Raw genomic sequence first — 25677 nt, 5'->3', positions numbered from 1 at the left:
CTTTAACCATTCCTTTTATTTATTAAATTTCTTCTATCTAATAATTTCAATAAAAAATATGCAATCATACTACCAATAAAACTATTGATTAAAAATGCATAAAAGATTGGCATAAAACTATTCAAATCAATATTCATTACAAACATCATCGGAATTGTACAGATGCTTCCAATAATACCTGTACCAATCCACTCACCAAGAGAGGCAAATCCAATTTTTCTAAACTTATTGTACATGATACCCGCTATTAACACTCCTATCATACTGCCTGGAAATGCAAAAAATGAACCTGTACCAAATATATTTCTTAAAACCGAACTGATTAAAGCTTGAGCAAGTCCGTACCACGGACCCACAAAAACAGCACACAAAACATTGATAAAATGCTGCATCGGAAATGCTTTAATCGGACCAATCGGAATAGAAATAATTTGACTTAATACAATATTCATCGCGATAAGAATACTTGTTAAAGTGAGTTTACGCGTATTATTCATATTTCCCTCCATTAATAAAATAATGCCGATTCAAATGAACCGACATTATTTACATTTTATAAAATTAACTACATTTACCAGGTGTGCTATTCGCTGCAGCTGCACCCGTTTCACCAGATAATAAATCGCCACCCGTTGAAACAATGATTTCATCTGTTACAGTTTGACTAATTGCATGAGAAACCATTTGAAGTAATGCATTTACTTCACCTTGTGCTTCTTTAAATTGATCTACAATCGGCATTTCATCAAGTTCAGCCTCAACATTTGCAATCTTCTCTTCTACCATACCTAAAGCTTTTTCTTTACCATAGTTCTGGAAGTTAACCGCTTGTTTTTGTAAAGATTTTAATGAAGCCATTTTTTCACGAACATTTTGATTTTCATGAATTTGAGCTTCTGCGCGTTTAAAAAATTCAACCGCTTCTGTTTCTGCCATCATCTTACCTAATTCTTTTGCTTTTGCTAATATCTCATCATTTGTATACATTAATTTTCCACCCCAACTGGTTCTAAAATTTCTACTAATTCTCCGTTTAATGAATAACGCATCGTTTCAGTAATTCTAACTTTAACTAACTTACCAATCGCTTCGCTTGGTCCAGGGAAGTTCACTAACTTACTTTTATCCGTGTAGCCAGCAAGAATAGCTTCATTCTTCTTCGAAGGTCCTTCACATAAGACAATAACTTCCTGATCCTGATATTTCTTTAATGCACTTTCAGTATGATGTTCAACTACTTTATTTAAGCGTCTTAAACGATCTTTCTTATCTTCAGTTGACACGTTGTCTTTCATTTTTGCAGCTGGCGTACCTTCACGTGGTGAATAAAGGTAAGTGTATGCATGTTCAAAACCGACGCGTTCATATAAGTCTATCGTATCTAAAAACTGTTCTTCAGTCTCATTTGGATAACCGACAATAATATCAGTTGTTAATGCAACATCAGGAATGGCAGTTTTAATTTTATCAACTAACGCTAAATAACTTTCACGCGTATATTTACGACCCATAATTTTCAGCACTTCATTATTACCACTTTGAACTGGTAGATGGATGTGTGGGACAATATTGCCACCTTGTCCTAATACTTCAATTAATCGATCATCAAAGTCCCACGGATGACTCGTCATAAACCTTACACGTGGTATATCAATTTTCTGGATATCAGCCATTAAATCACCTAAACCGTAATTTAATCCTTCAATATCTTTTCCATACGCATTAACATTCTGACCAAGTAAACAAATCTCTTTATAACCACGACGTGCTAAATCTCTTACTTCAGCAATAATCTCTTCCGGAAGACGGCTACGCTCTTTACCTCGTGTGAATGGTACGATACAGTACGTACAGAATTTATCACAACCGTACATAATATTAACCCAGGCTTTCGTCTCACCCATACGGACCTTTGGAAGGTTCTCAATAACATCCCCTTCTTTAGACCAAACTTCAACGACCATTGCTTTAGACATGTATGCTTCATCTAAAATGGCTGGTAAGCGGTGAATATTATGCGTACCGAAAATCATATCTACATTTTGATAAGATTTCATTATTTTATTGACAACTGATTCTTCCTGAGACATACATCCACAAACACCAATTAATACGTCAGGCTTGGCAAGTTTAATATGTTTTAAATTACCGATTTCACCAAATACTTTGTTCTCGGCATTTTCACGAATCGCACAAGTGTTCAATAAAATAACATCTGCTTCATTCACATCATTTGTAGCTGTATATTCTAACGCTTCAAATATACCTGCCATTACTTCTGTATCATGTTCATTCATTTGACAACCATAAGTGCGGATAAAGAATTTACGACCACGTCCTAATCCTTTATATTTATCATCAATTGTAAATGCATGATGCTCGACAGTTTCTTTACCACGTTTTTTTGCATCTTTCAAACTTGGCGGCTGGTAAACTTTTTCGAAATATTTACTGTAATCTTTCTCTGGTGCGTTCTTACCACGCACTTGAGAAGCATCTAATCTGCTTTCTTCATTCATTTTATAATAACCCCATTTTCAACTTAATCATTCATATAGTATAACTTTTTAAAGTCGCTTTTTCAAAGTATTTTTACTTTACAGTAATCATTTTCAAAATGGAAATATATAGCATATAATAATATGTATCATATATTAAAGGAGTGAACATTTTGGAAAGAGCTGTAGGATGTGTAAAATGTGGAACGATTCTTAACATTTTCTAACGATAAATAATGAAGTGATGCAAATAATAATTCCGATAGCAGTTACGATATATGGCATTTGATATAAATAAAAGTGCCAGTACTTATTATCACTCAGATTTAGATGCATATTGAAATCATTCATTACTAATAAGTAATGGAAGCCGAATGCGAATATTAGAAATGCACCACCGATACTCGCAAGTATTACATAAGATAGTGAATTTTTGATTCCAAATATTAGCATGAGTCCATTCATGATAAGACTTATACCTAACATCATCATAATACCGTGAAATTTAAAGAAATCATCATTAATCGCATAATAAGTTTTGTTCAAATATCGTTATTTCTCCACTATCTGGTGTAGTAAGATTTAATAGTTGATAGATAAGCGTCGTTTTACCTGCACCGTTTTCACCGATAAGACCTGTAATGTATCCTTTTGGTATATGAAGACTTGGTATATCTAGTACAAATTTATTCTGTTTAAACTTTAAATTAATTTTATTATTTTCATAATATATATTTCATAACTATTTTTATATAGAAAAAGAACCGATAAACAATGGTTTATCGGCTCTAAATTTCACATTTTATTTTATTCCAACAATTCAAGGTCATCACCTGAATTCAGCATGTCATAGTACACACCTCGTAAAGCGATTAAATCACTTTGTTTACCTGCTTCTATGACTTCCCCTTGATTTAATACGACAATCTTATCTGCTTTTTTCACCGTATTTAATCGGTGCGCAATGATAATACTTGTTCTTCCGTGCATAAGTTTTTCAATTGCTTCTTGTAACTTCATCTCAGTTACAGTATCAATATTACTTGTTGCTTCATCGAGCAAAAGTATTTTAGGATTTAATACGAGTGCACGCGATATATTGATAAGTTGCTTCTCACCTTGTGATAGATGTGTAGATTCAAAAGTAATTTCTGTATCAAATCCATGTTCAAGTCTCATAATAAAGTCATAAGCATTGGCATCTTTAGCAGCCTGAATCATCACTTCATCACTAATGTCCTGATTTTTATATTTAATATTTTCTCTTATCGTCCCATCAAATATAAATGGATCCTGTAATACATATGCCATCTGGTTACGAAGGGTTGCCTTTGGTATATCTTTAATATCGATGTCATCAATCTTTATAGATCCACCTTGTATTTCATAAAATCTGGCAAGCAGTTGAATAATCGTCGTTTTTCCTGCACCAGTTGCTCCGACAAGCGCTAAAGATTCACCAGTTTTCACTTCAAATGATACATTGTTAATTGTTGGTTTCGTCTGTTCTTCATTATATTTGAATACTACATTTTCTAGTTTTATATCGCCTTTTATTTCTAGGTTACGATTAGCATTATCTACATCTATTTCTTCTTCAGTATCGATAATTTCAAAAACACGTTCAGCACCACTTAATGCACTTAACACTGTATTAAACTGGTTTGCTAAATCATTTAATGGTCGCGTGAATTGACGTGCATATTCTGCAAATATAACGATTGTTCCAACTGTTATACCGTATCCTTTTAACGCTAATATACCACCGATACCGGCAACAATTGCAAATGAGATATTATTAAATAAGTTCATCACTTTCGGAATGAAACCAGAATACGTCACAGACCAGAAACTATTATCACGTACGTTTCTATTCTTTTCACTAAATCCACTAATGACTTCTTGTTCCTGTGAGAATACTTTTACGACAACTTGTCCTGAAATAATTTCTTCAATATAACCATTCATTGCCCCAATTGCTTTTTGTCTGCGTTTATAGAGCGGTCCAGTTCGTCTTGTAATCCACTGCATCGCAATAAACATAAGCGGTATAATAATCATCGTCAGTAATGTAAGTAATGGTGACAACATAAGCATCACGATGATTGTTCCAACGATTGTGACAACAGATGATGTAAACTGTATAAATGATGAATTTAATACTTGTGATATTGTATCAATATCATTTGTCATACGGCTCATCAGTTCACCATGTTGTCGTTTATCGAAGAAAGGTATCGGTAACTTCTGCATATGTGAAAATAATTGCATTCTTAGTTTATATACAGTATCCTGCGCGATTGTTACCATGATAATGGCTGCAATATATGATGTTACAGATAATAATATAAATATGATAAGTAGCATCCACAAATCTTGTGTCAGACCATCAAACTTTTTTGGAATGATTTTATTATCAATAATCTTACCAATCATATATGGTCCAAGCAATCCTAATAAGGATGAAATAATCACACACGTAATTACGATAAATAGTTTAAAATGTGCATCATCCATCAACTGCCATATTTTCTTCATTGAATATTGCCAGTTCTTTGCATTCGGTATTGTGTTCCCTCGTTGATCAGTTTTTTGCTTTTTCTTTTTTAAATCTTCTTTCTTTAATATAAATTCATGTCCCAGAATTGATTTAGGCACCTACCTCACCTCTTTCCTGAGAATCATTAATTTGTTGATACAGCTCCGATGTCTTCAGTAAAGTTGCATGGTCTCCGAAGCCAACTACTTTACCTTGATCAAGTAGCAAAATATGATCAGCTGTTTTTGCGGTCTCAATTTTTTGACTTACGATTATACGAGTCATCGGTAGTTGCTGTAAAGTATTAAATAATTTTGATTCTGTGTGTATATCTAAAGCAGAAGTCGAATCATCAAGTATTAAAATATTCGGCTCACGAATAATTGCACGAGCTATTGCGATACGTTGTTTTTGGCCACCAGATAAATTAACACCTTCCTGACCGACACCTGTTTTATATTGCCGATCAAAATCCATGATATTATCGTGAATTTGTGCAATTTCAGTAGCTCTCATCACTTCACTTTCACTAGCCAGTTGATTGCCAAATATAATATTATCGAATACGGTACCTGTAAACAATGTATTCTTCTGAGGAACATAGCCAATCATTTCTCTTAAATAGCTTTCCTGATATTCTTTAATATCTTTACCATCAATTAGTATCTGACCTTTTGTTGGTTCATACATTCTAGGGATTAAACTTAACATTGCAGATTTACCAGACCCTGTCGCCCCCATAACGACAAATTTTTCACCGGCATTCACTTTAAAATTAATATTCTCCAGCACATTTCGATGTGATAAAGGATATTTAAAGTCTACATCTATAAACTCAACACTTGCTCCACCTGCATGAGGCTGAATATTAGTTTTTGAAAGATCTTCATCGACAGGTGTTTCAAGGACTTCAGTCATACGATCACTACTTGCTTTTGCACGTGAGAAAGCAATGATAATGAAAGCAAACATTGAAAAGCCGCCTTGCATACGCAATGCATAATTGATTACAGCGACTAGTGCACCAACATTTAGCGCATTTTGAGTAACATCTTTTGCACCCATATAAATCACTATTAAAAGTGCAATATTCATAACTATTAATAAAAACGGTAAAATTCGTTCCATCAATTTAAGTGCTTTAACCGTGTCATTCTTTAGTAATGTTGAAGTTCTTTCAAATTTTGAAGTTTCATATGCACCACTTAAATTTGCACGAATCATCCTTACTGAAGATTGATTCTGTTGAATGGTACGATTGACACCATCCAGCTCTTTTTGAACACGTCTAAAGAGTTTCATGCCACTTCTTGCTGATATGTATAAAAAGATAAAGATAATCGGACTTCCTATAAGTAAGTAAATCGCTAAATGCGGTGCAACCATAAAACTCATAACAATACTACCGATCACTAGTAATGGTGCGCGCAACATAATTCTTAAACTCATAAATAGCACCATTTCACATGCGATAACATCACTTGTAAGACGAGTTATTATACTCGATGTACTAAATTTCTCAAGTGTTGCTAAAGAAAACTTTTGAATATGCTGAAACAAAGCTTCTCTTAAGTCATATGAAAACCCATGACAGACATGACTTGCCACAAATGAATTAATGATACCACAAATAAATGCTGCAATACTCATTACAACTAAAAGACCTAAATAAAAGAAAGTTTGATTCAAATCATTCTTTAATATCCCCTCATTGATAATCTGGGATAAGATAACTGGCAAACTTAACTCTACCGCCAGTTCCAGTAGCATCAGGATTAAAGCAAAGATGATATATCCTGAATATGGCTTCGTAAACTTTAATATCATATTCCCACCCTCTTTCTTATTCATATTATGCCATTAAATAAATTAATTAAAAATAAATATACTTACTCTTTTGCAAGTAAGATAGACTAGCGTATAATAAATTAGAAAAAACAAATGAATTGGAGCTAAATAAATGTCAATACTTACTCAATTAATGGATTTCATTTTACATATCGACGAACATCTCGTTAATATCGTAAAAGATTACGGCACACTTACATATGCAATATTATTTGGTATCGTATTCGTAGAAACGGGATTAGTCATCATGCCATTCTTGCCTGGTGATTCAATGTTATTTGCAGCAGGAGCATTAGCACCGCAAGGCGCAATAAATATCTGGTTTTTATTTATATTATTATCACTCGCAGCGATTATTGGTGATACCCTAAACTACCATATCGGTAAATGGGTAGGATACGGTATCGTGAATCATCCAAAAATCGGCAGATTAATCAAACAGGATCACATGTTAAAAGCAGAAAATTTCTTTAATACGTATGGCGGAAAGACGATCGTTATTGCAAGGTTTATGCCGTTTATCAGAACATTTATACCATTCGTTGCCGGTGCAAGTTCTATGAAATACAGCTACTTTATTCTGTATAACGTAATCGGTGCTGTTGTATGGGTAGGAATTTGTCTAGCAGGTGGCTACTTCTTCGGAAATATACCGATTGTAAAAAATAATTTTGAAATTGTACTTATTTTAATTATTTTAATTTCAGTCTTACCAGCAGTAATAAGTGTTATTAAGAATATATGTAATAAGTAATATAAATACATATAAAAAGGAGAGACGGTCGTGTCTCTCCTTTTTGTTTGTATTACTTCCTTACCTTAATTGATCAAACAATTTCAATTTCAGAGCCTGCATGCCTGTTTCTCTTTCAATTCTATTAGTGTCATAAATATGATCAATTGTTGCTGGTTTACCGTTGAGTACGATAATACGATCAGACATTAAAATCGCTTCTTCAATGCTATGGGTAATCATAAGTACAGTCTTACCTGTTTCTTTAATCAATCCCTTTAGCCACTGCTGCATATCCACACGTGTAATTTCATCTAATGCAGAAAATGGTTCATCGAGTAACAATACTTGATGGTTTGTATTTAATGCACGTAAGAAAGACACGCGCTGTTTCATACCTCCAGATAAACTGGCTGGATATTGATCTTTAATACCAGTAAAACCCGCACGCTCTAATAATGATAAACTTTGATCTTGGTTATTTTCTTTTCCAATTTCAGTAGCAAGTTTAATATTATCTTCTACAGTACGCCATGGCATTAAAGAACTCGTTTGAGGCATAAATGAAACATGCCCAGTAGTCATCACTTTCTTATCGTTAATATAGACTTCTCCAGATGTTTGTTCTAATAGTCCACCTATAATATTAATAAGCGTTGACTTCCCAGACCCACTCGGTCCCAGAATTGCAATAATTTCATTCTGCAGTACTGTAAGATTAATACCAGCTAATACTTGCTTGTCTCCATATTGATGTGAAACATTTTGTATCGTTATTAAGTTATTCATGATTCCACCTCAATACGAAACGTTTTATCGCTTCTATTACAATATATATTATTAATGCGAATATAATGATCCAGACAATCGCAACAAAAACCTGATCTACTTGAAATGCACGTTGTGCAAGTATCATAAATTTACCTAAACCTTTGTCACTTCCAAGCCATTCAGAAATAATCGCACCCATTACTGAATACGTGCCGGCAATCTTTAAACCATTAAAGAAAAACGGCATACTGTTTGGCCATTCTAATTTTGTAAATAGTTCCATACGTGAAGCACCCATCATTTGCATATATTTCTTTAAATCTTTATCTGTCTCGTGAAATCCTTCCAGCAAACTCACTGTTATGGGAAAGAAACAGATTAAAGTAATCACGATGAGTTTCGGTAATAGTCCAAATCCAAACCATATTACAAGTAACGGTGCAATAACAATAACAGGGATATTCTGACTCATAATAAGTAACGGATAAATATAATCATTTAATACTGGTATTAAGTTAAGTATGACCGCAAATAGAACACCACAAATAATTGAACAAAATAAACCTAATAATACAAGTTGTATCGTCGGTAACAGATGTGGAAAGTATTCAGGAAAATCTACCACGAATGACTTTGCAATAGCACTTGGCGCAGGTAGTGTATAGGGATCGACTTTTAATAGCCATACAAATCCTTCCCATACAAGCAACAAGCAAATCATAAACAATGAGAATTTTAAAGCTTTAATCATCGATATTTCGCAACCAATGCATCCATCGATACTGATTCTCCATGATAGAATTTCACCTGCGAAATAATTGATTCACAGCCTAATGCACGCATACGATGGTTCATCTGTTCGATTAATGGTAACAGTTCATGCATATCACCTTCAATACTTGTCTCAAGTGGGGATACTACAAATTTAAGACCTGATTGTTCAATCACTTCGATCGCAGCATCGACATATGGTATTACATCCTGACCTTCTGGTGTTTTAGGAATAATTTGAATGCTCATTATTGTATTCGCCATTATTTAACCTCCACAAATTCATTTGTAAATGCATCTTTTGCAACAAAATCATTTTTAATAATTTTATTATCTTTTAAATACTTCGCATAATTGGCCCATACTTTCTCATCCTGAATACCCCAGGATTTTGCATCATCTTGATATTTCGGCGATAAATAGCTTTGAGATTTATAGACTAAATCTTTTTGTTTCTTTAATTCCGGTGCTGATTTAATTAAAATATCTGCACTTTCTTTTTCGTGTTTAATCGCATATTCATATCCTTCTTTTACGGCTGCCATAAATGCTTTAGCTGTATCAGGGTTTGATTTTAAATATTTTTCATTGGCAATAATAATCGGTGTATAATAATCTAGATTTTTATCGTAATCTGTTAAGTATTGCATGTTTACGTCAATATTTCTTGTTTCTGCTTCAATACCGGTCCATCCGTAGTATACCCAAGAGAAATCAATATTTTTCTTAGAAGCTGAGAAGAAATCAGTATTCCCCATATTGACAATCTTCGTTTTGTTGACATCAGCATTTTCTTTTTTCATCAATGTTTCAATAAATGCCTTCTCAATTGGCGCACCCCAGCCACCGTATGTTTTACCTTCATAATCTTTTGGTGATTTTATATGCTTATCTTTCAAACTCATAAAACCACTTGTGTTATGTTGTATGATTGCACCGATTGATTTAATAGGTACACCTTCTGAACGTGACTGTGTAACCTGCTCCTGCGCACTAATACCAAATTGAACATCTTTCTTATTTGCAGCTATCATCTGATCAGCAGTAACATCACCAGGCGTTTTAATATCAACATCCAGACCATGTTTCTTAAAGAAGCCTTTTTCTTTTGCCACATAAATACCCGTATGGTTCGTATTTGGTGTCCAGTCTAACATCATGGTAACTTTTTCAGTTTTGTTGCTGTCCGTCTTACTTGTAGTTTTATTAGCATCTTTATTTTCTTCGTTACCACAAGCAGCTAATAATACTGCACAACTCATCCCTACTAATATACTTTTTTTCATCTTATTTTCCTCCAAATAAAAAACACAACCTACATGTAAAGTTGTGTCAAAAAGCGACACTTCCCTACGCTAGTTTTACCTAGATCAGGTGAATAAGGGTTTAGGACCAGTGTCCATTCTCAGAATGACTCCCCTAGTGTTTTTAGTTATTTTATTTTCCTTTACAAGTATACCAAAGAAATACCAAGCATCAAATGTTTAAGACTTAATTTTTACGCTACTGAACTGAAATAATTTTATGATTATTCTACGTTAATTTTCTTGTTAAAGGTAGTTTTTTTAAAAGATAAATAAAAGACATAGCAATCACCAGATTACTATGTCTCTTTATTTTATTTAAATTCAGCCATTAAAGCTTCAAATTTAGATGGGTCCATTTCAATTGGTTCTTTCGCCAATGATTTTGAGTAACCATTTAATTGTTCTGCATAGCTTGACGTTTCAGTATCCTGATAAATGATTCCAGTTACTAATCCGTTATGCTCTACTACAGTGTTTAATGCTTGCATTTTGTCTTTATTGTCATAACCTTCGATATCGTTTAAAGAAACTAAGTTTTCTTTAAACCAATCGTACGTATTTACTTTATTGTACGTAACACATGGAGAGAATACATTAACGAATGCAAATCCTTTATGGTTAATCGCAGCTTCAATAATTGATGTTAATTCTTTAATATCACTTGAGAAACTTTGTGCTACAAATGTTGCACCTGATGTAATTGCAAGTTCTAATGGAGATACATTTTTCTCAATTGAACCATGTGGCGTTGTTTTAGTAACAAATCCATGTGCTGAACTTGGTGAAGTTTGACCTTTTGTTAAACCATAAATCTGGTTATCCATTACTACATATGTTAAGTCAATATTACGACGTATTGAGTGGATTGTATGTCCCATACCAATAGCGTATCCATCTCCATCTCCACCTGAAGCGATAACTGTAAGTTCCTGGTTTGCCATTTTAACACCTTGTGCCATCGGTAATGCACGGCCATGAATTGAGTGAACACCGAATGAATTAATATAACCTGATAAACGACCAGAACATCCGATTCCTGTAATTACAGCTAATTCTTCAGGTTCTAAACCTACGTTTGCACATGCTTTTTGAATTGCTGCTTGCACTGAGAAGTCACCACATCCTGGACACCAGTTTGGTTTCACACTATTTCTAAAATCTTTAAACGTTGCCATTTAGATGCGCTCCTTTACTTCTATTACTTCATTGATTTTTGCTTCGATTTCCTTCGGTAAGAATGGTGTACCATCATATTTAGTGAAATTCGTAATCTTACCTTCATGCATTGTATTCATCTTGATAATGCTTGATAATTGTCCTGCATAGTTATGTTCAGCGACAATAACTTTCTTCGCCTTATTGATTGCAGCTTGTACTTCCTCTGTAGGAAATGGGTGTAATTGTTTAATATGCAGGTGATTTACCTGACCATCAATTCGTTCAATTGCTTCATCAATTGCACCATACGTTGATAGGTAGCCAATTACTAATACATCAGCTTCTACATGATTTTCTTTATAATCAACAGGTTCTGATATTTTTAACTGTTCGATTTTACGCATACGTTTTTCCATTTGTTTCGCACGGTTTACCGGGCTTTCAGAAGGTTTACCTTCTTCCGTGTGTTCTACTCCTGTTACGTGGTGAATACCGTTTTTAATACCCGGAATCACACGAGGCGATACACCACTTTCAGTTACTTCATATCGTTTGAAGTATGATTTATCTTCACGTGGCTCAACTTCAGTAATTAAGTTCCCACGATCAATTTTAATGCGATTAAAATCTAAATTAGGCACTGTATGTTTCCCCATAGAAAGTTGTAAGTCACTTAATAAAATAACTGGGCACTGATATTGTTCTGCTAAGTTAAATGCTTCTGCTGTTAAGTAGAATGCATCTTCAGCTGTTGTCGGTGCTAATACAATTTTAGGAATATCACCATGCGTACCGTAAATCATCTGCATTAAGTCTGATTGCTCTTGTTTCGTTGGTAAACCTGTTGATGGACCACCACGCATTGTGTTAATGACTACAAATGGTTGTTCTGTCATCCCACTTAATCCGATTGCTTCCATCATTAAAGATAAACCCGGACCCGCCGAAGCAGTAAATGCTCTAACGCCGCCATAGTTTACACCGATAGCCATAACAGCCGCTGCAATTTCATCTTCAGTCTGAATAACCGTACCACCGAAATCAGGTAACTTATCAATCATGTACTCCATAATCTCACTCGCAGGCGTGATAGGATAAGCTGCCATAAAGCGTGCTCCACCAGTTATTGCACCTAATGAAATCGCGTCATTACCAATCATAAATAAATGGCCATCTTCAGTTGAAGGATTTAATGTAAACGTGTGGATATCCTCCTGTTCCATTAAATCAAAACCTGCATGTAAAGCCTGTTTGTTTAATGCACAAATCTTTTCACCCTTTTTACCGAAAATATCATCAACTAATATTTCAAAGTGTTTAAGGTCTACACCAATTAGACTTGCACTCGCACCAATTGCTACCATGTTCTTCATTAATGCTGTACCAAGTTCTTTTGCAATTTCAGTAAATGCGATTGGGAAGAACTTACCCTCATAATCTTCAGGCTTTTCCGGATCAAACTTGCTATCTGCTAAAATAATGCCTGTTTCATTCATTTCATGATAGTTAACATCAATTGTTTCCTGATCAAATGCCACTAATATATCTAAATCATCGCTGATTGAATGCACTCTAGATGTAGAGACACGAATTTTGTTATTCGTATGTCCACCTTTAATACGACTTGAGAAATGTCTATATCCATATAAATAATAACCCAAACGATTCAGCGCAGTTGAAAACATCTCTCCAGTACTTTCAATACCCTCACCTTGCTGTCCGCCGACTTTCCAAGAAATTTGAGATTTCATAAATACCCTCCTACTTTAATCACTTATTATAATATAACAAAGAACCACTTGTCTTAACATAGACAAGTGGTTCTTCAATAAAAAATCAGTCGAATGGCCGATACGATTAATCTAATTCAATTACACCAAATTTACCTTCGAATTGATACACTACATCATCCAGGATTTCTTTCAGATAAACTGCAAGTTCTGGATTAACGATAAATGCTTCATAATATACATCTTCAAAAGCAGTATCCTGTTCGAATTGTAATAGGAATGCGATTTGACTGAAAGCAATTTCAAAATCATGAATATATAATAATGTCTCATCTAATGTTTGTGAGTTGTTATCATGTGTATTATAGAAATCTACATGATATCTATCAATTTCACCTTCAAATTTTTTGTAATCTTTTAGTGGCTCAATAAAAGTTTCAGCAATGACCTTTGCCACAATTCCTGACATAACAAGTTTTCTTTGTTTAACTGTGCCCGCTGGTGTAATTTGTTTAAATGTGAGTATAACATTTTTATCAAATAACATTGCTTCAGCATAGTTATAAAAATCAAGTGCATTGTCTGTATAACTGATTTGATCTCTTTTATTTAAAAATGGTTTTTCATTTTTCTTACTAAACATTCTTCCCTCTCTATTTCAATGGATTATCCTGATTAATTAATATTCTTTCTATCTTCTTCGTTGTCCCATCTGTCTTAAGCTCTATAAAAACGCCACTCAGCACGCCTCTTCCTTTTTCCGGGACGACGTGTTTAACCGGCATCGATGTTAAAAAGCGGTGGATGACTTCATCTTTATTAATGCCTAATATACCATCATAATAACCAGTCATACCAACATCTGTAATAAACCCTGTACCTTTATCAAGCATTCGGTTATCACTTGTCTGAATATGTGTGTGTGTACCTACAACAACACTTGCTCGTCCATCCACATAATATCCAAAAGCGCCTTTTTCACTTGTTGTCTCAGCATGAAAATCAACAAAGATATAATCCGTTTCTTTTTTAGCAGTTTCATAAAGTAAATCAAACTTTTTAAATGGACAATCAATCTGCTGCATAAATGCGCGCCCCTGCAAATTGATGACAGCAATCTTTTTGTCATTAAATTTGATAATCTGCATTCCTTTTCCAGGATTATCATCCGGATAGTTTGCGGGACGTATCATCTTTACATCACTATTTAATAATTCATAACTGTCACGCTGGCCGTACGTATGATTGCCGAGCGTTACGCAGTCTACACCTAAAGTCATCATTTCCTTATAGATTTTTTCTGTAATCCCTCTACCATGTGCTGCATTTTCACCATTAACAATCGTAATATTCGGTCCATACTTTTTCTTCAGTTGTGGTAAATATTCTGCTAGCATATCTCTACCGATAGCTCCTACAACATCACCAATAAATAATATTCTCATAGCTTCCTCATTCTTTCACTCGTGTTGTTTTCACTCTCAAATAACATATATAACATAAAAATAGTCCTAGAATCAATGTGAGCAATGGATAAAATATAGAAAGATGAAAAATATAATAACTCAGATACTGTTTCGGTAAAGTATTAAAACCAACCAAATTCATACGATTATTCCACACACCATCTAAATCAATCGCTTCAAGCGTCGTTTTACCAACTGTATTGTCATCATGACTTTGTAAACCTATATAACGAATATCTTCTTTATTTTGCTGCATTAACATTAATAATGTTTCACCAGTCGCTATTTTCTTTTCAAAGATTAAGGGAGTATACACATAATGATTATTTAATTGTTGAATCGTTTTAATATTTATATTTACTTTCTTCTTATTTATCAGAATTTCACTCACACGTTTTTTATTGATATTCTCAGTAAACTGTATCGTCTGATCTCCTAACTGATAGGTTCGAGAATAGCTAACGCTTTTTTTCATTAATTTTTGATATTCATCCATACTGTGCGCAACTATTTCTTTCCCTTTATCATCAGTAAATATATGTTCAACACTAATCATATCAACATTAATATTATCAGCGGCATTCACTTCGGTAATATTCTTTTTATCAATCGTTAGTTCAGTTAATAACCTTTCGTTGTTTGCAGTTTGTCTATTTGAATGAAGCATGTAAGCTTCAAGGAGCGGTAATAAAGATAGTAAAATTAATATTGCAGCTATACATAAATAAATCTTTACACGTTTTTCCATAGCTTCACTCCTTATACAATATGTATACCTATAATATTATCACCTGCAAAGGCGAATTGAATAGCTGAATATTTCCCGCAGAAAATAGAAATTAAAATATCAATATTATTTTTATTGATAGGTGGTAAATGAATGAAGACCTCTTTTTTATTTTCACTAAGTTCACTTAATTGTTTATTTATTAAATTTTCATGATGATTTTCAATCACTTCACTCTTTTGGTTTGTATCAAAAAAATATTTATTGATGATATTACTATTATGCTGCATTTTACTTTGTATTGTTGGAACGCTATCAATATCTTTAATTTGTTGTAACATCGACTTTATATCTGGTTGCTCATATAACTGAAGTAAATCTTGCAGAGGATGGCTAATGGATTTCATAGCATTCTTTTGCGCTTTAATTGATGTCTCCTTCATCCTGGAAAAAGTAGTGTATTCTTCATGAATGCAATATGATTCAAAGTGATCAGACATATCAGGTAAATTGATATTCGTTTGAATGCTTAATCCTAAATCATTTGGTAATGCGTCAAAAAACAATGCATATAGTGGTAATATTGTTTGTTTAATCTTCTCTTTATGATGTGTATCCATCAAATTCATCATCCTCTCTAGAATAAGAATAATTTAATTATAATATATTTCCATTACATATACTATTTACCTTCAAAAAATTAAAAAACAACGCTTAAAGCTTTATAGCTTTAAGCGTTGTTAATATTGTTATAATTATTTCGCGTATTCAATCGCACGCATTTCTCTGACGACTGTCACTTTAATGTGACCAGGATATTGTAACTCTTCTTCAATCTGATTTTTAATATCTCTTGCAATACGATGTGCTTTTAAATCATCAACGTCTTCTGGCGAAACGATAATTCTAATCTCGCGTCCAGCTTGAATCGCAAATGATTTTTCAACTCCATCATAACTTTCAGAGATTTGTTCCAATCGTTCAAGACGTCTTACATAATTCTCTAATGTTTCTCGTCTTGCTCCAGGTCTTGCTGCGCTTAACGCATCAGCTGCTGCAACAAGTACTGAGATAACACTGTTCGGTTCAATATCACCATGATGTGAGTGAATCGCATTAATTACTGTAGGATGTTCACGATATTTCTTCGCTAAATCCACACCTATTTCAACATGTGATCCTTCAACTTCATGGTCAATCGCTTTACCGATATCATGTAATAATCCTGCACGTTTTGCTAAAGTAATATCTTCACCAAGTTCAGCTGCAAGCATTCCTGATAAATGTGCTACTTCAATAGAATGTTTCAGCACATTTTGCCCATAACTCGTACGGAACTTCATGCGTCCTAAAATCTTCACTAAGTCTGGATGTAAATTATGTATACCAAGTTCAAAAGTCGCTGCTTCCCCTGCTTCACGAATAATTTCGTCAACAGATTTACGCGCTTTTTCAACCATCTCTTCAATACGTCCAGGGTGAATTCTTCCATCTGAAACTAAAGCTTCTAATGCTGTTTTAGCAATTTCACGTCTGATTGGGTCGAATCCAGATAAAATGACCGCTTCAGGTGTATCATCAATGATTAAATCAATACCTGTTAACGTTTCTAATGTACGAATATTTCGACCTTCACGACCGATAATTCTACCTTTCATTTCATCATTTGGAAGGTTAATTACTGATACAGTTGATTCTGAAGTATGTTCTGCTGCTAAACGTTGAACTGTAGTTGCAAGTACCATTTTGGCTTTTTTATCAACCTGCATTTTTGCTTCTTGTTCTTTTTCCTTCACCATAACAGCAATGTCATGTGTTAATTCATCTTCAACTTGATCAATGATTTCCTGTTTTGCTTCTTCTTGCGTCAGTCCGGAGATGCGTGTTAATTCTTGTTCATGTTTTACTATAATGTCTTGGACACTTTGCTCTAACGCATCTACATGTTGTTGTTTTTCTTCAATTTTAGATTCTTTTTGTTCTAAAAGTTCATCCTTTTTATCTAAAAGTTCACTTTTACGATCTAAGTTTTCTTCTTTTTGAAGTAGTCTTGCTTCATGTCTTGCAAGGTCTGAACGACGTTCTTTATACTCCGCTTCTAAACGATCACTTCTTACTTGATTCTCTTCTTTTGCTTCAAGTAATTTTTCCTTTTTAAGACTTTCAGCTTCTTTGTTTGCTTCACTAATAATATGTTCAGCAGTTGTACGCGCTTGATTTTGCTGATTAGTTAAGCTATTTTTTGCTAATACATACCCTACACCAACACCTAGAATTATTCCAAGCAAAATGTATAAGAGGGTTAATAGATCCACATAAACACCTCCTTATTTGCTTTTTTTCATCTAGTTATACATAAGACTTCAGTACAGAAATAAAATACCACTTATTTCATATACAAATTAATTGTACGTTTAATAAGTTAAGCGTGTCAAGATAAGTAGAAAATAATTTAACGTATAATTAATTAATTGTTGAAATATTACAAAAATCCGAATAACATGTTATTTTGTTTCATAACATATTATTCGGATTCGAAATATTATACTAATTCATCATCAAACAAATCTTCTGCTGGTGGTGTACCCGGTGTTTCAGCTTTAACTGCATCTTTATCTTCACCGATTCCCATCGCTTTACGAATCTTCATATCAATTTCGTCACGAACTTCCGGATTTTCACGTAAGTATGTTTTAATGTTCTCACGTCCCTGTCCAATACGTTCACCTTCATATGAATACCATGCGCCAGATTTTTGTAGTACTTCATACTCTGCACCTAAATCAACCATTTCACCTTCACGAGAAATACCTTGACCATACATAATATCCACTTCTGCAACTTTAAATGGTGGTGCTACTTTATTTTTAACAACTTTAATCTTAGTACGGTTACCTACAATATCCTGACCTTGTTTTAACTGTTCTGCACGACGTACTTCTAAACGTACTGAAGAGTAGAATTTAAGTGCACGACCACCAGGTGTTGTCTCAGGGTTACCAAACATAACACCAATCTTTTCACGAACCTGGTTAATAAATATTGCAATCGTATTTGATTTAGAAACTGCACCTGAAAGTTTACGTAATGCCTGAGACATTAAACGCGCCTGAAGACCCATATGAGAATCTCCCATTTCCCCTTCAATCTCAGCTTTAGGCGTTAATGCAGCTACTGAATCGACTACGATAATATCGACAGCACCACTACGCACAAATGCTTCTGCGATTTCTAAACCTTGTTCACCGTGATCAGGTTGTGATAAATAAAGATTATCAATATCTACACCTAATTTTTGTGCATAAACTGGATCAAGTGCATGCTCTGCATCGATAAATGCTGCAATACCACCTTGTTTCTGTACTTCAGCAATTGCATGTAAAGCAACTGTAGTTTTACCAGAACTCTCCGGTCCATATATTTCAATGATACGTCCTTTAGGATATCCGCCTATACCTAAAGCATTATCCAGTGTAATCGATCCTGAAGAAACCGCTGACACATTACGTGTAGCATTTTCTCCTAGTTTCATTACCGCACCTTTACCAAAAGATTTTTCCATATTCTTAATTACTGTATCTAAAGCTTGTTGACGTTCACTCATATGTTCGAGTCCTCCTATAATTACAATCATTGTTTGTTGTTTTATGTTACTCATATATCACTTACATATATTTCACTATTTCAAATATTTATATCGTAACCTCATTACTCACTACAAATAATACTATACTGATTATTTATTAATTTAGCAAGTAAAAAGCGAACGCATGTTTGTATTTTTTTATATTTTCTTTAAAAATGGGAACATACACTATATTTTCTGTGATTATCCTTATTAATTTTTGAATAAAGTAAAATTTTAGAAAAAAAGAGCTAAGATATACTTAGCCCTTAATATTATTTGGAATTTTTAAAGACGTTTCTGCCATGATAAAAATATTCAATACCAGACAATATAGTGAAAAATACAGCGATATACATCAATGGGTAACCCAGCTTAAATCCAATCATCTGATTGAATGGCTCATTAAGCAATAATAATGTCATTGCTAACATCGTTACTGCAGTCTTAATCTTTCCTAATTGGCCAGCAGCAGAAACAAATCCCTGCTCGATTTGCAATAGACGTAAACCGGTAACTGCAAATTCTCTTGCGATAATCACAATAGCCATCCATGATGGAATTAACCCTAGTTCTACTAAAGCAATCAATCCACTTGATACGAGTAGCTTGTCAGCTAACGGATCTAAAAATTTCCCCATATTCGTTACAAGCTGCCATTTTCTTGCTAAATAGCCGTCAATCCAGTCTGTCAGTGATGCAAAGATAAAAATACAAGCTGCAATAAATTGTTCAATACGCATCGTATCACTACCTAAAAAGCTCATTTTCCCCATATTAAAATCTGCTAGTAAAAACACTAGAAATACAGGTATGAGCAATACGCGTGCAACTGTAATTTGATTTGGTATATTCATTATTAACTTCCTTTACTTATTAGTTTAAATCAATTAATTATTGATTACTTTAAAGAAATATGTTCTTGTAATTAAATTATCTGCTTCTTTTGGTACAGAAACTTTCTTATCGTTAATATATACTTCCATTGAAGTTGAGTTCCCTGATATTAACGTGATATTTTTCACTTTTTCATCGATATTGAATGATTCTCTTTTCGTTTCTTTATAAGCATAATTTTTCTTTTTATCATCATAAATTTGTACCCATGTTGGTATTTTAGAATCTATCTTAAGTTTTAACGGTTCTGTTGATTCTACTTCATATGCTAGGTTTGCACCATCAAAGTTTTTATAGGTTAATTTAGTCGATGCTTCGACTTTCACATTTTCTTTTTCTTTTCGTTTTTCATTTGATGACTGTTCTGTTTTAGATGCGACAGGTTTTTCTTCCGTCTTTTTTTCAACTTTAACACTACGGCTCTTATTAATATCTTCTGCCTGCCACTCACTATTTTTATCTGTGAAGATAAACTGTGAAAATATAAGCCAAATTAAAAACATTATAAGAATAATCCCTAACAGCCATGCAAGTAATTTTTGCACACTTTGATCTGTACTTCGTGTTGTTTGTGTATTTTTAATGAGTTTACTTGCTTCTTTAGCACTTAGTTTTTTAGTTGGTAATTCATTTTGATGCTCTTTCAATAGATTTTCTGCATTTAAATTAACTGCTTTTGCATATTTCTCTATAAAACCTCGTGTATAGTCAGGATTAGGCAAACGATCAAACTCATTTTTCTCAATCATTTCTATGTATTTCTTTTGAATTTTCACTTTTTTCTCTAAATCTATTAATGTCATACCTAACGACTCACGTTTTGAACGTAATATTTGTCCGATTGGTTTCATAATTGCCCCCTTTACAGCTTAAAAGAACGCAAATTCGTCATTATCAAATAAACTGTTCTTTGATAACTTTTCGTACGTAATTTCCTGATCTTCTGTTTCACGTAATTCTATAATATAATCAAAATCTTCTAAAGTGTAATCTGTTTTCTGTACAAATAAATCTGGATGCTCTATAACTTTTGTTGTAGGCAATGACATAACTTCTCTCACAAGATTAAGATGTTCAGCATTTTGTTTAATAGTCAAAGCGCCATCTATGATAAAGATATGCTTATCATCATACTCGCCCTTATACAATTTATTACGAACGGTTTGTTTAATCATCGTAGAAGAAATAAATAACCACTTCTTATGCGCACAAACACTTGCAGCAACGACAGATTCTGTTTTCCCTACACGTGGCATCCCTCGCACACCAATCACCAGGTTGCCATCCTGCTTAAACAACTCCGCCATTAAATCTACAAGGATACCTAAATCTTTACGCACAAATTTAAAGATATGCTTATTTTTATTATCTCTTTCAATATGCTGACCATGTCTAACCGCTAAACGGTCCTGTAACAAAGGTTTTCGTAGTTTTATGATTTCAATATCTTCTAACTGACTGATAATATTTTCAAAACGCGTCACTTTTTCAAGATCATCTGTTTTAATTAATAACCCACGGACACCTTGATCAACACCATTAATTGTTATGATACTGATGCCAAGAACACCAAGTAAACTTGAAACATCTCCAAGTAAACCAGCTCTGTTAATCTTAATTTCATATTCAAGATACCATTCTTTCGTTTCCTGAATTACTGTCATTAACAAACCCCCTATATATACCAACCACCATTCACGCTTTGTACTGTACCCGTAATAGATTGTGATAAATCATCTAGTAAATACAATACAGTATGACTAATTTCTTTCGGTGAAATGAACCTTTGTTGTGGTAATTGTGATATTAATAATTGTATATCTTCTTCATTTAACTGTAATGTCATTTTACCATTAACTACACCGGGTGTTACAACATTTGCTGTAATGTTTGTTTGTATAAGTTCTTTCGCCATGGATTTAATAAAGCCAATTTGTGCTGCTTTCATGCCACTATAGATGGATTCAGTTGCACTGCCAGTTTCTCCCCAAATTGAGCTGATTACAACAATGCGGCCATACTCATTGTTTTGCATACCACTCAAAACAAATTGAGTTAACTTTACAAGGTTTGAAAAGTGAATATGATATTGAGCATCCATAGCTTCAGTTGTCACTTCTTGTATAGGTGCATAATAAGCAGTTCCTGCTGTATAGATCATACCATCCAGATAACTTGTCATCCAGTCCTGTAATGGATTTTCATAAAGTGGTTTACTTAAATCAAATTGAACAAAACTTATTGCTTCATTTTGAAATTCATTTTGTAAAGCAGTAATGTCCGTATTATTATAATGCGCAATTACTTCATGCCCTTTAAATAACAAATCATGTGTTATTTGTTTGCCAATATCACCACTTGCTCCAATAACGAGATATTTACCCATTGCGCTTCACAATTCTACTATCCGTAATATGAGCATTATTTAATGTACTTTTATAAGTTTCAATGCACTCAGCTAATGTCAGTTGTTCTAAAAGTGGCAGAATATCGAATAATATAACATCATTGAAGAAATATCGTGTAAACTGATTCGCAATATATTCAGGGCTATTCATGCTTGAAACATATTCACCGATGGTTTGACGTACAATTAAATCAAAGGATTTTTGGTCTTTTAATAAGTCAAAGTTATATAATTGACTGATTATCCGTTGCTTTAATCTTTCGGCATCGCGAGTGGCACCAGCTATAAACATATGTGAGAAAGTTGGCTCTATCGTAAAATTAAATCCGAAAGAATCATCTATTAATTGTTCTTTCAACAGTGACTGATAAAAATCTGTTTGTTCTCCAAAAAGCATATCTAAAGCAAAAAGTATCTTGAGTTCAGTTAATATTAAGTTATCTGTACTTTTAAAATTATCTGTTTTAATACCAAGCATTAATTTATCCATTTGCACATTATCAATCGACTTAACCTCATTAAGTACTACACCTGCAGGTTCTTCAAAAGGTAATATATTAACTGGCTGAAAAGTGTTAAATGGTTTGATAATGCCGTTAATATACTCGGTCATTGCTTTCGGTTCAACATTCCCTACAATAAACATCACCATATTCTTCGGATGATAGAATGTATTATAGCAATCATATAAAGTCTGATCAGTAATCTCATTGATACTTTCAACTGTACCTGCAATATCAACACGTACTGGATGCGTATGATACATTGCTTTTAAAGTCTGATAATAAAGGCGATAATTAGGCTGATCCTGATACATTTTAATTTCTTCAGCAATGATACCTACTTCTTTTTCTACACTTTCTTTTGTAAAATATGGAGTTTGTAACATATTTACTAATAATTTAATGTTTTCTTTTAATGATTCAACAGTAGTAAATAAATAACTTGTTCTGTCATATGAAGTGAATGCATTGGCAGAACTTCCATATTTTGAGAATACGTTAAACATATCACCATCTTCTTTCTCAAACATTTTATGTTCAAGAAAATGTGCAATGCCTTTTGGCATATGTACTTTCGTTCCATCTTGTCTAACAAAATCATTATGTATAGATCCATACTTTGTTGTCATTGTGACATACGATTTCTGAAACCCTTTTTTTGGAATAATAAATAGCTGCATGCCATTATCTAATACTGTTTCAAATAATGTTTCATCTATTGCTTTATAATAAGTTTGTTTCATTCTGTTCCCTCACTTGTTAAACAATACACAGTATGTAAAGCCCCTGTTTGTGCAAGATTTATAATATCTTCTTTCGTTATTGTCTGTATACCTTCTATCCATTCAACTTCATCAACGTGTGCACCAAACGTATTAGAAAACTCAATTTCTACAAAGCCTTTCGGTCGATCCATTGATTCTTTCTTCTGATTAATAATCATACGTTTCGCTGTATTCAATAGTTCATTATCGAAATCACCTTGTCTAATCTTTTCAAATTCATCATTAATAGTGTCAATCGCCTGCTGACGTTTATCCTGATTGACACCAGAGAGTACATATAACATACCGCTTCTTGCATCAATCTGACTATGAATTTGATATGCTAAACTCAATTTTTCACGCACATTGGTAAATAACATGCTTGATGGATCACCACCAAATATTTGATTGAGTAAAATAAATGCGTAGTAGCTTTTCTCAGGATGTTTAACATTTAGCTTATAACCCATATTAATACGTGCTTGCTTCGTCTCAATGTATTCAACAACTGTCTGAGGTGTATGAATATCCTTTAATTTTACCTGTGTTAAATCAATTTTATTTTCGGGTAAATCCAGATATTCTTTTGCTAGTTTAGAAACTCTCGACTCATCTACATCTCCAACGATATAAAGATGTGCTTCATCATCCTTTAACATAGCTTTATATGCTTGATAAACTTCTTCACCTGTAACAAGTTCTAACTTTTGTATATCTCCAAAACTTGGATTACGCATCGACTCATCTTCAAACATTGTTTTTAATAACTGATAGAAACCATATTGGCCTAAATTCTCTTTTATAGCGTCATACTTATTTTTAAATAGATGTTTCTCAGTTGTTAATAATTCTTCTCGAAAAGACTCACCTTCTATATTAGGTGCGTATATAACCTCATGTAGTAATTGAAATGCCTTTTGTAATAAATCTTCATTAATAAGATATTTATCATTAATGATATCGATACCTACAGTTAATACATGTGCATTGTTTTGTTTTATGACATGACTATAAAGATGTGCACCATATAAATATGCAAGATGATTAATCATTGCCTGTTCGTCAGCATATTTTTCAGTTGTCTTTTGAATAAGTTTAGATAAAATTGCTCTTCTGCTCATCGTATCGATATCAAGAGGTGCTTTAAATTTAAGTACAATTGATACCGTCTTAAATTTCTCTGTGTTCAGTAAATTAATTGTCATAGAATACTCCTTACTTTTCTTTGAATAACGAATTGTACCTGACTCGATTTAAAATAATTCAATGAATATAATACAGGTTCATCTTGTGTATTATAATGGATTTGTTTAAATAATAATAAGCTTTCTTCCGGTGTGCATTGCAACGCATTAGAAATATACGGTTCATATGCAATTGATTCGATTTCACTTTCAGCATACACAATTTTAAGTTCATTAGTACGATCCATAATTTCTAATAATGAATGGCTCAATATATCGTGTTCACCCTCCAAGGGCGCTGCAACAATCTTATCTAAGCAATATACGATAGGCTCATCATTTGCTGTTCTGATACGTTCGATAACTGTAATATCGCATTCATCCTCAATATTTAATATGCGTTTATCATCAATAGAAGGTTGTTCAATATCATGACTTATCATCATTGTACCTGCTGATTGTCCTCCTTCTTCTATCATACTCGTTATACTTTTGAGTTCATCAATTGGATAGAAAAATATTGGTTTGGACTTAATATAATAACCTTCCTGAAAATGTTCTGAAATAATCTTTTCGGTCACTAATTCGTGAAAAGCTAATTCTATATCATCTCTCGATCGATCGATCATTCGAGATATTTCGTATTGCGATGGTAAAGGTCTATGCAGTTCAAATTTTCCTGAATTTATCTGTTCTAAAATCCAATCTTTAATAAAGACGACCTCTCTATTTACAGACATGTACTCCAC

The 25677-nt window shown here is 33.4% G+C and carries 27 protein-coding genes and 1 riboswitch; of the genes, 1 reads left to right on the top strand and 26 read right to left on the bottom strand.

Annotated elements, in window-relative coordinates:
* Positions 1 to 2 precede the first annotated feature (2 nt).
* The 7 genes from thiW to BHX94_RS09320 form a co-directional block, all read right to left on the bottom strand.
* Entirely contained in the window at positions 3 to 497 is a 495-nt protein-coding gene (gene thiW / locus BHX94_RS09350; protein WP_111746142.1) for an energy coupling factor transporter S component ThiW, read from the bottom strand.
* Positions 498 to 561: 64 nt separating this feature from the next.
* Positions 562 to 987, bottom strand: coding sequence for a YlbF/YmcA family competence regulator (locus tag BHX94_RS09345; protein WP_111746140.1), 426 nt, complete (start codon positions 985 to 987; stop codon positions 562 to 564).
* Positions 987 to 2519, bottom strand: coding sequence for a tRNA (N6-isopentenyl adenosine(37)-C2)-methylthiotransferase MiaB (miaB, locus tag BHX94_RS09340; protein WP_111746138.1), 1533 nt, complete (start codon positions 2517 to 2519; stop codon positions 987 to 989). Before miaB ends, BHX94_RS09345 begins: the two co-directional genes overlap by 1 nt.
* Positions 2520 to 2711: 192 nt before the next feature.
* The gene (locus BHX94_RS09335; protein WP_111746136.1) at positions 2712 to 3044 is read right to left on the bottom strand and encodes a hypothetical protein; all 333 of its coding nucleotides are present in this window, start codon (positions 3042 to 3044) and stop codon (positions 2712 to 2714) included.
* The gene (locus BHX94_RS13000; protein WP_242446682.1) at positions 3019 to 3129 is read right to left on the bottom strand and encodes an ATP-binding cassette domain-containing protein; all 111 of its coding nucleotides are present in this window, start codon (positions 3127 to 3129) and stop codon (positions 3019 to 3021) included. Before BHX94_RS13000 ends, BHX94_RS09335 begins: the two co-directional genes overlap by 26 nt.
* A gap of 176 nt (positions 3130 to 3305) precedes the next feature.
* Positions 3306 to 5156 carry an ABC transporter ATP-binding protein gene (locus BHX94_RS09325; protein WP_096076650.1) on the bottom strand — a complete coding sequence of 617 codons (1851 nt, stop codon included), beginning with the start codon at positions 5154 to 5156 and terminating at the stop codon, positions 3306 to 3308.
* Complete coding sequence (locus tag BHX94_RS09320; RefSeq protein ID WP_111746134.1) at positions 5149 to 6864, bottom strand: ABC transporter ATP-binding protein; 1716 nt, start codon at positions 6862 to 6864, stop codon at positions 5149 to 5151. The genes BHX94_RS09325 and BHX94_RS09320 overlap by 8 nt, the downstream gene beginning before the upstream one ends.
* Positions 6865 to 6997: 133 nt before the next feature.
* Here BHX94_RS09320 and BHX94_RS09315 point away from each other — a divergent pair, with 133 nt between their 5' ends.
* Positions 6998 to 7639: a VTT domain-containing protein gene (locus tag BHX94_RS09315; RefSeq protein WP_111746132.1), complete on the top strand. Its 642-nt coding sequence runs from the start codon at positions 6998 to 7000 to the stop codon at positions 7637 to 7639.
* Positions 7640 to 7699: 60 nt separating this feature from the next.
* On the opposite strand, the gene BHX94_RS09310 is transcribed toward BHX94_RS09315, so the two are convergent.
* From BHX94_RS09310 to BHX94_RS09220, 19 genes are all read right to left on the bottom strand, one after another.
* Positions 7700 to 8407 (bottom strand): ABC transporter ATP-binding protein, encoded by a 708-nt coding sequence (locus tag BHX94_RS09310; RefSeq protein ID WP_111746130.1) that lies wholly within the window; start codon positions 8405 to 8407, stop codon positions 7700 to 7702.
* Positions 8400 to 9140, bottom strand: coding sequence for an ABC transporter permease (locus BHX94_RS09305; RefSeq protein ID WP_111746128.1), 741 nt, complete (start codon positions 9138 to 9140; stop codon positions 8400 to 8402). Before BHX94_RS09305 ends, BHX94_RS09310 begins: the two co-directional genes overlap by 8 nt.
* Complete coding sequence (locus tag BHX94_RS09300; RefSeq protein ID WP_096076656.1) at positions 9137 to 9424, bottom strand: thiamine-binding protein; 288 nt, start codon at positions 9422 to 9424, stop codon at positions 9137 to 9139. The genes BHX94_RS09305 and BHX94_RS09300 overlap by 4 nt, the downstream gene beginning before the upstream one ends.
* Positions 9424 to 10446, bottom strand: coding sequence for an ABC transporter substrate-binding protein (locus BHX94_RS09295; protein ID WP_111746126.1), 1023 nt, complete (start codon positions 10444 to 10446; stop codon positions 9424 to 9426). Before BHX94_RS09295 ends, BHX94_RS09300 begins: the two co-directional genes overlap by 1 nt.
* Positions 10447 to 10490: 44 nt before the next feature.
* Positions 10491 to 10591: riboswitch (TPP riboswitch) on the bottom strand.
* Positions 10592 to 10778: 187 nt separating this feature from the next.
* The gene (locus tag BHX94_RS09290) at positions 10779 to 11642 is read right to left on the bottom strand and encodes a 2-oxoacid:ferredoxin oxidoreductase subunit beta (protein ID WP_111746124.1); all 864 of its coding nucleotides are present in this window, start codon (positions 11640 to 11642) and stop codon (positions 10779 to 10781) included.
* On the bottom strand, positions 11643 to 13376 hold the full coding sequence (locus BHX94_RS09285; RefSeq protein WP_111746122.1) for a 2-oxoacid:acceptor oxidoreductase subunit alpha: 1734 nt from the start codon (positions 13374 to 13376) through the stop codon (positions 11643 to 11645).
* Between the two features lie 106 nt (positions 13377 to 13482).
* The gene (locus tag BHX94_RS09280) at positions 13483 to 13998 is read right to left on the bottom strand and encodes a hypothetical protein (RefSeq protein ID WP_096076660.1); all 516 of its coding nucleotides are present in this window, start codon (positions 13996 to 13998) and stop codon (positions 13483 to 13485) included.
* Positions 13999 to 14008: 10 nt separating this feature from the next.
* The gene (locus BHX94_RS09275) at positions 14009 to 14800 is read right to left on the bottom strand and encodes a TIGR00282 family metallophosphoesterase (RefSeq protein WP_111746121.1); all 792 of its coding nucleotides are present in this window, start codon (positions 14798 to 14800) and stop codon (positions 14009 to 14011) included.
* 7 nt (positions 14801 to 14807) lie between these two features.
* The gene (locus BHX94_RS09270) at positions 14808 to 15569 is read right to left on the bottom strand and encodes a hypothetical protein (protein ID WP_111746119.1); all 762 of its coding nucleotides are present in this window, start codon (positions 15567 to 15569) and stop codon (positions 14808 to 14810) included.
* 11 nt (positions 15570 to 15580) lie between these two features.
* Positions 15581 to 16168 (bottom strand): hypothetical protein, encoded by a 588-nt coding sequence (locus BHX94_RS09265; RefSeq protein ID WP_111746117.1) that lies wholly within the window; start codon positions 16166 to 16168, stop codon positions 15581 to 15583.
* A 135-nt stretch (positions 16169 to 16303) separates the two neighbouring features.
* A complete protein-coding gene (rny, locus tag BHX94_RS09260; protein ID WP_111746116.1) occupies positions 16304 to 17863 on the bottom strand; it encodes a ribonuclease Y in 1560 nt (519 codons plus the stop codon).
* Positions 17864 to 18090: 227 nt separating this feature from the next.
* A complete protein-coding gene (gene recA, locus BHX94_RS09255; RefSeq protein WP_111746114.1) occupies positions 18091 to 19152 on the bottom strand; it encodes a recombinase RecA in 1062 nt (353 codons plus the stop codon).
* Between the two features lie 296 nt (positions 19153 to 19448).
* Positions 19449 to 20030 carry a CDP-diacylglycerol--glycerol-3-phosphate 3-phosphatidyltransferase gene (gene pgsA / locus BHX94_RS09250; RefSeq protein ID WP_096076666.1) on the bottom strand — a complete coding sequence of 194 codons (582 nt, stop codon included), beginning with the start codon at positions 20028 to 20030 and terminating at the stop codon, positions 19449 to 19451.
* Positions 20031 to 20063: 33 nt separating this feature from the next.
* Positions 20064 to 20921 (bottom strand): helix-turn-helix domain-containing protein, encoded by an 858-nt coding sequence (locus BHX94_RS09245; protein ID WP_111746112.1) that lies wholly within the window; start codon positions 20919 to 20921, stop codon positions 20064 to 20066.
* An 18-nt stretch (positions 20922 to 20939) separates the two neighbouring features.
* On the bottom strand, positions 20940 to 21734 hold the full coding sequence (locus BHX94_RS09240; RefSeq protein ID WP_111746110.1) for a DUF3388 domain-containing protein: 795 nt from the start codon (positions 21732 to 21734) through the stop codon (positions 20940 to 20942).
* 11 nt (positions 21735 to 21745) lie between these two features.
* Positions 21746 to 22456, bottom strand: coding sequence for an elongation factor P 5-aminopentanone reductase (gene ymfI / locus BHX94_RS09235; RefSeq protein WP_111746108.1), 711 nt, complete (start codon positions 22454 to 22456; stop codon positions 21746 to 21748).
* On the bottom strand, positions 22449 to 23723 hold the full coding sequence (gene yfmH / locus BHX94_RS09230; RefSeq protein WP_111746106.1) for an EF-P 5-aminopentanol modification-associated protein YfmH: 1275 nt from the start codon (positions 23721 to 23723) through the stop codon (positions 22449 to 22451). The genes ymfI and yfmH overlap by 8 nt, the downstream gene beginning before the upstream one ends.
* Entirely contained in the window at positions 23720 to 24949 is a 1230-nt protein-coding gene (gene yfmF, locus BHX94_RS09225; protein ID WP_111746104.1) for an EF-P 5-aminopentanol modification-associated protein YfmF, read from the bottom strand. The genes yfmH and yfmF overlap by 4 nt, the downstream gene beginning before the upstream one ends.
* Entirely contained in the window at positions 24946 to 25668 is a 723-nt protein-coding gene (locus tag BHX94_RS09220; protein ID WP_111746102.1) for a GntR family transcriptional regulator, read from the bottom strand. The genes yfmF and BHX94_RS09220 overlap by 4 nt, the downstream gene beginning before the upstream one ends.
* Between the last annotated feature and the right edge of the window lie 9 nt (positions 25669 to 25677).

The sequence above is a fragment of the Macrococcoides bohemicum genome (genome assembly GCF_003259675.1).
Lineage (GTDB): Bacteria > Bacillota > Bacilli > Staphylococcales > Staphylococcaceae > Macrococcoides > Macrococcoides bohemicum.
Note: the sequence above shows the minus strand (reverse complement) of the source record. Positions and strands in the feature narration are given on the sequence as shown.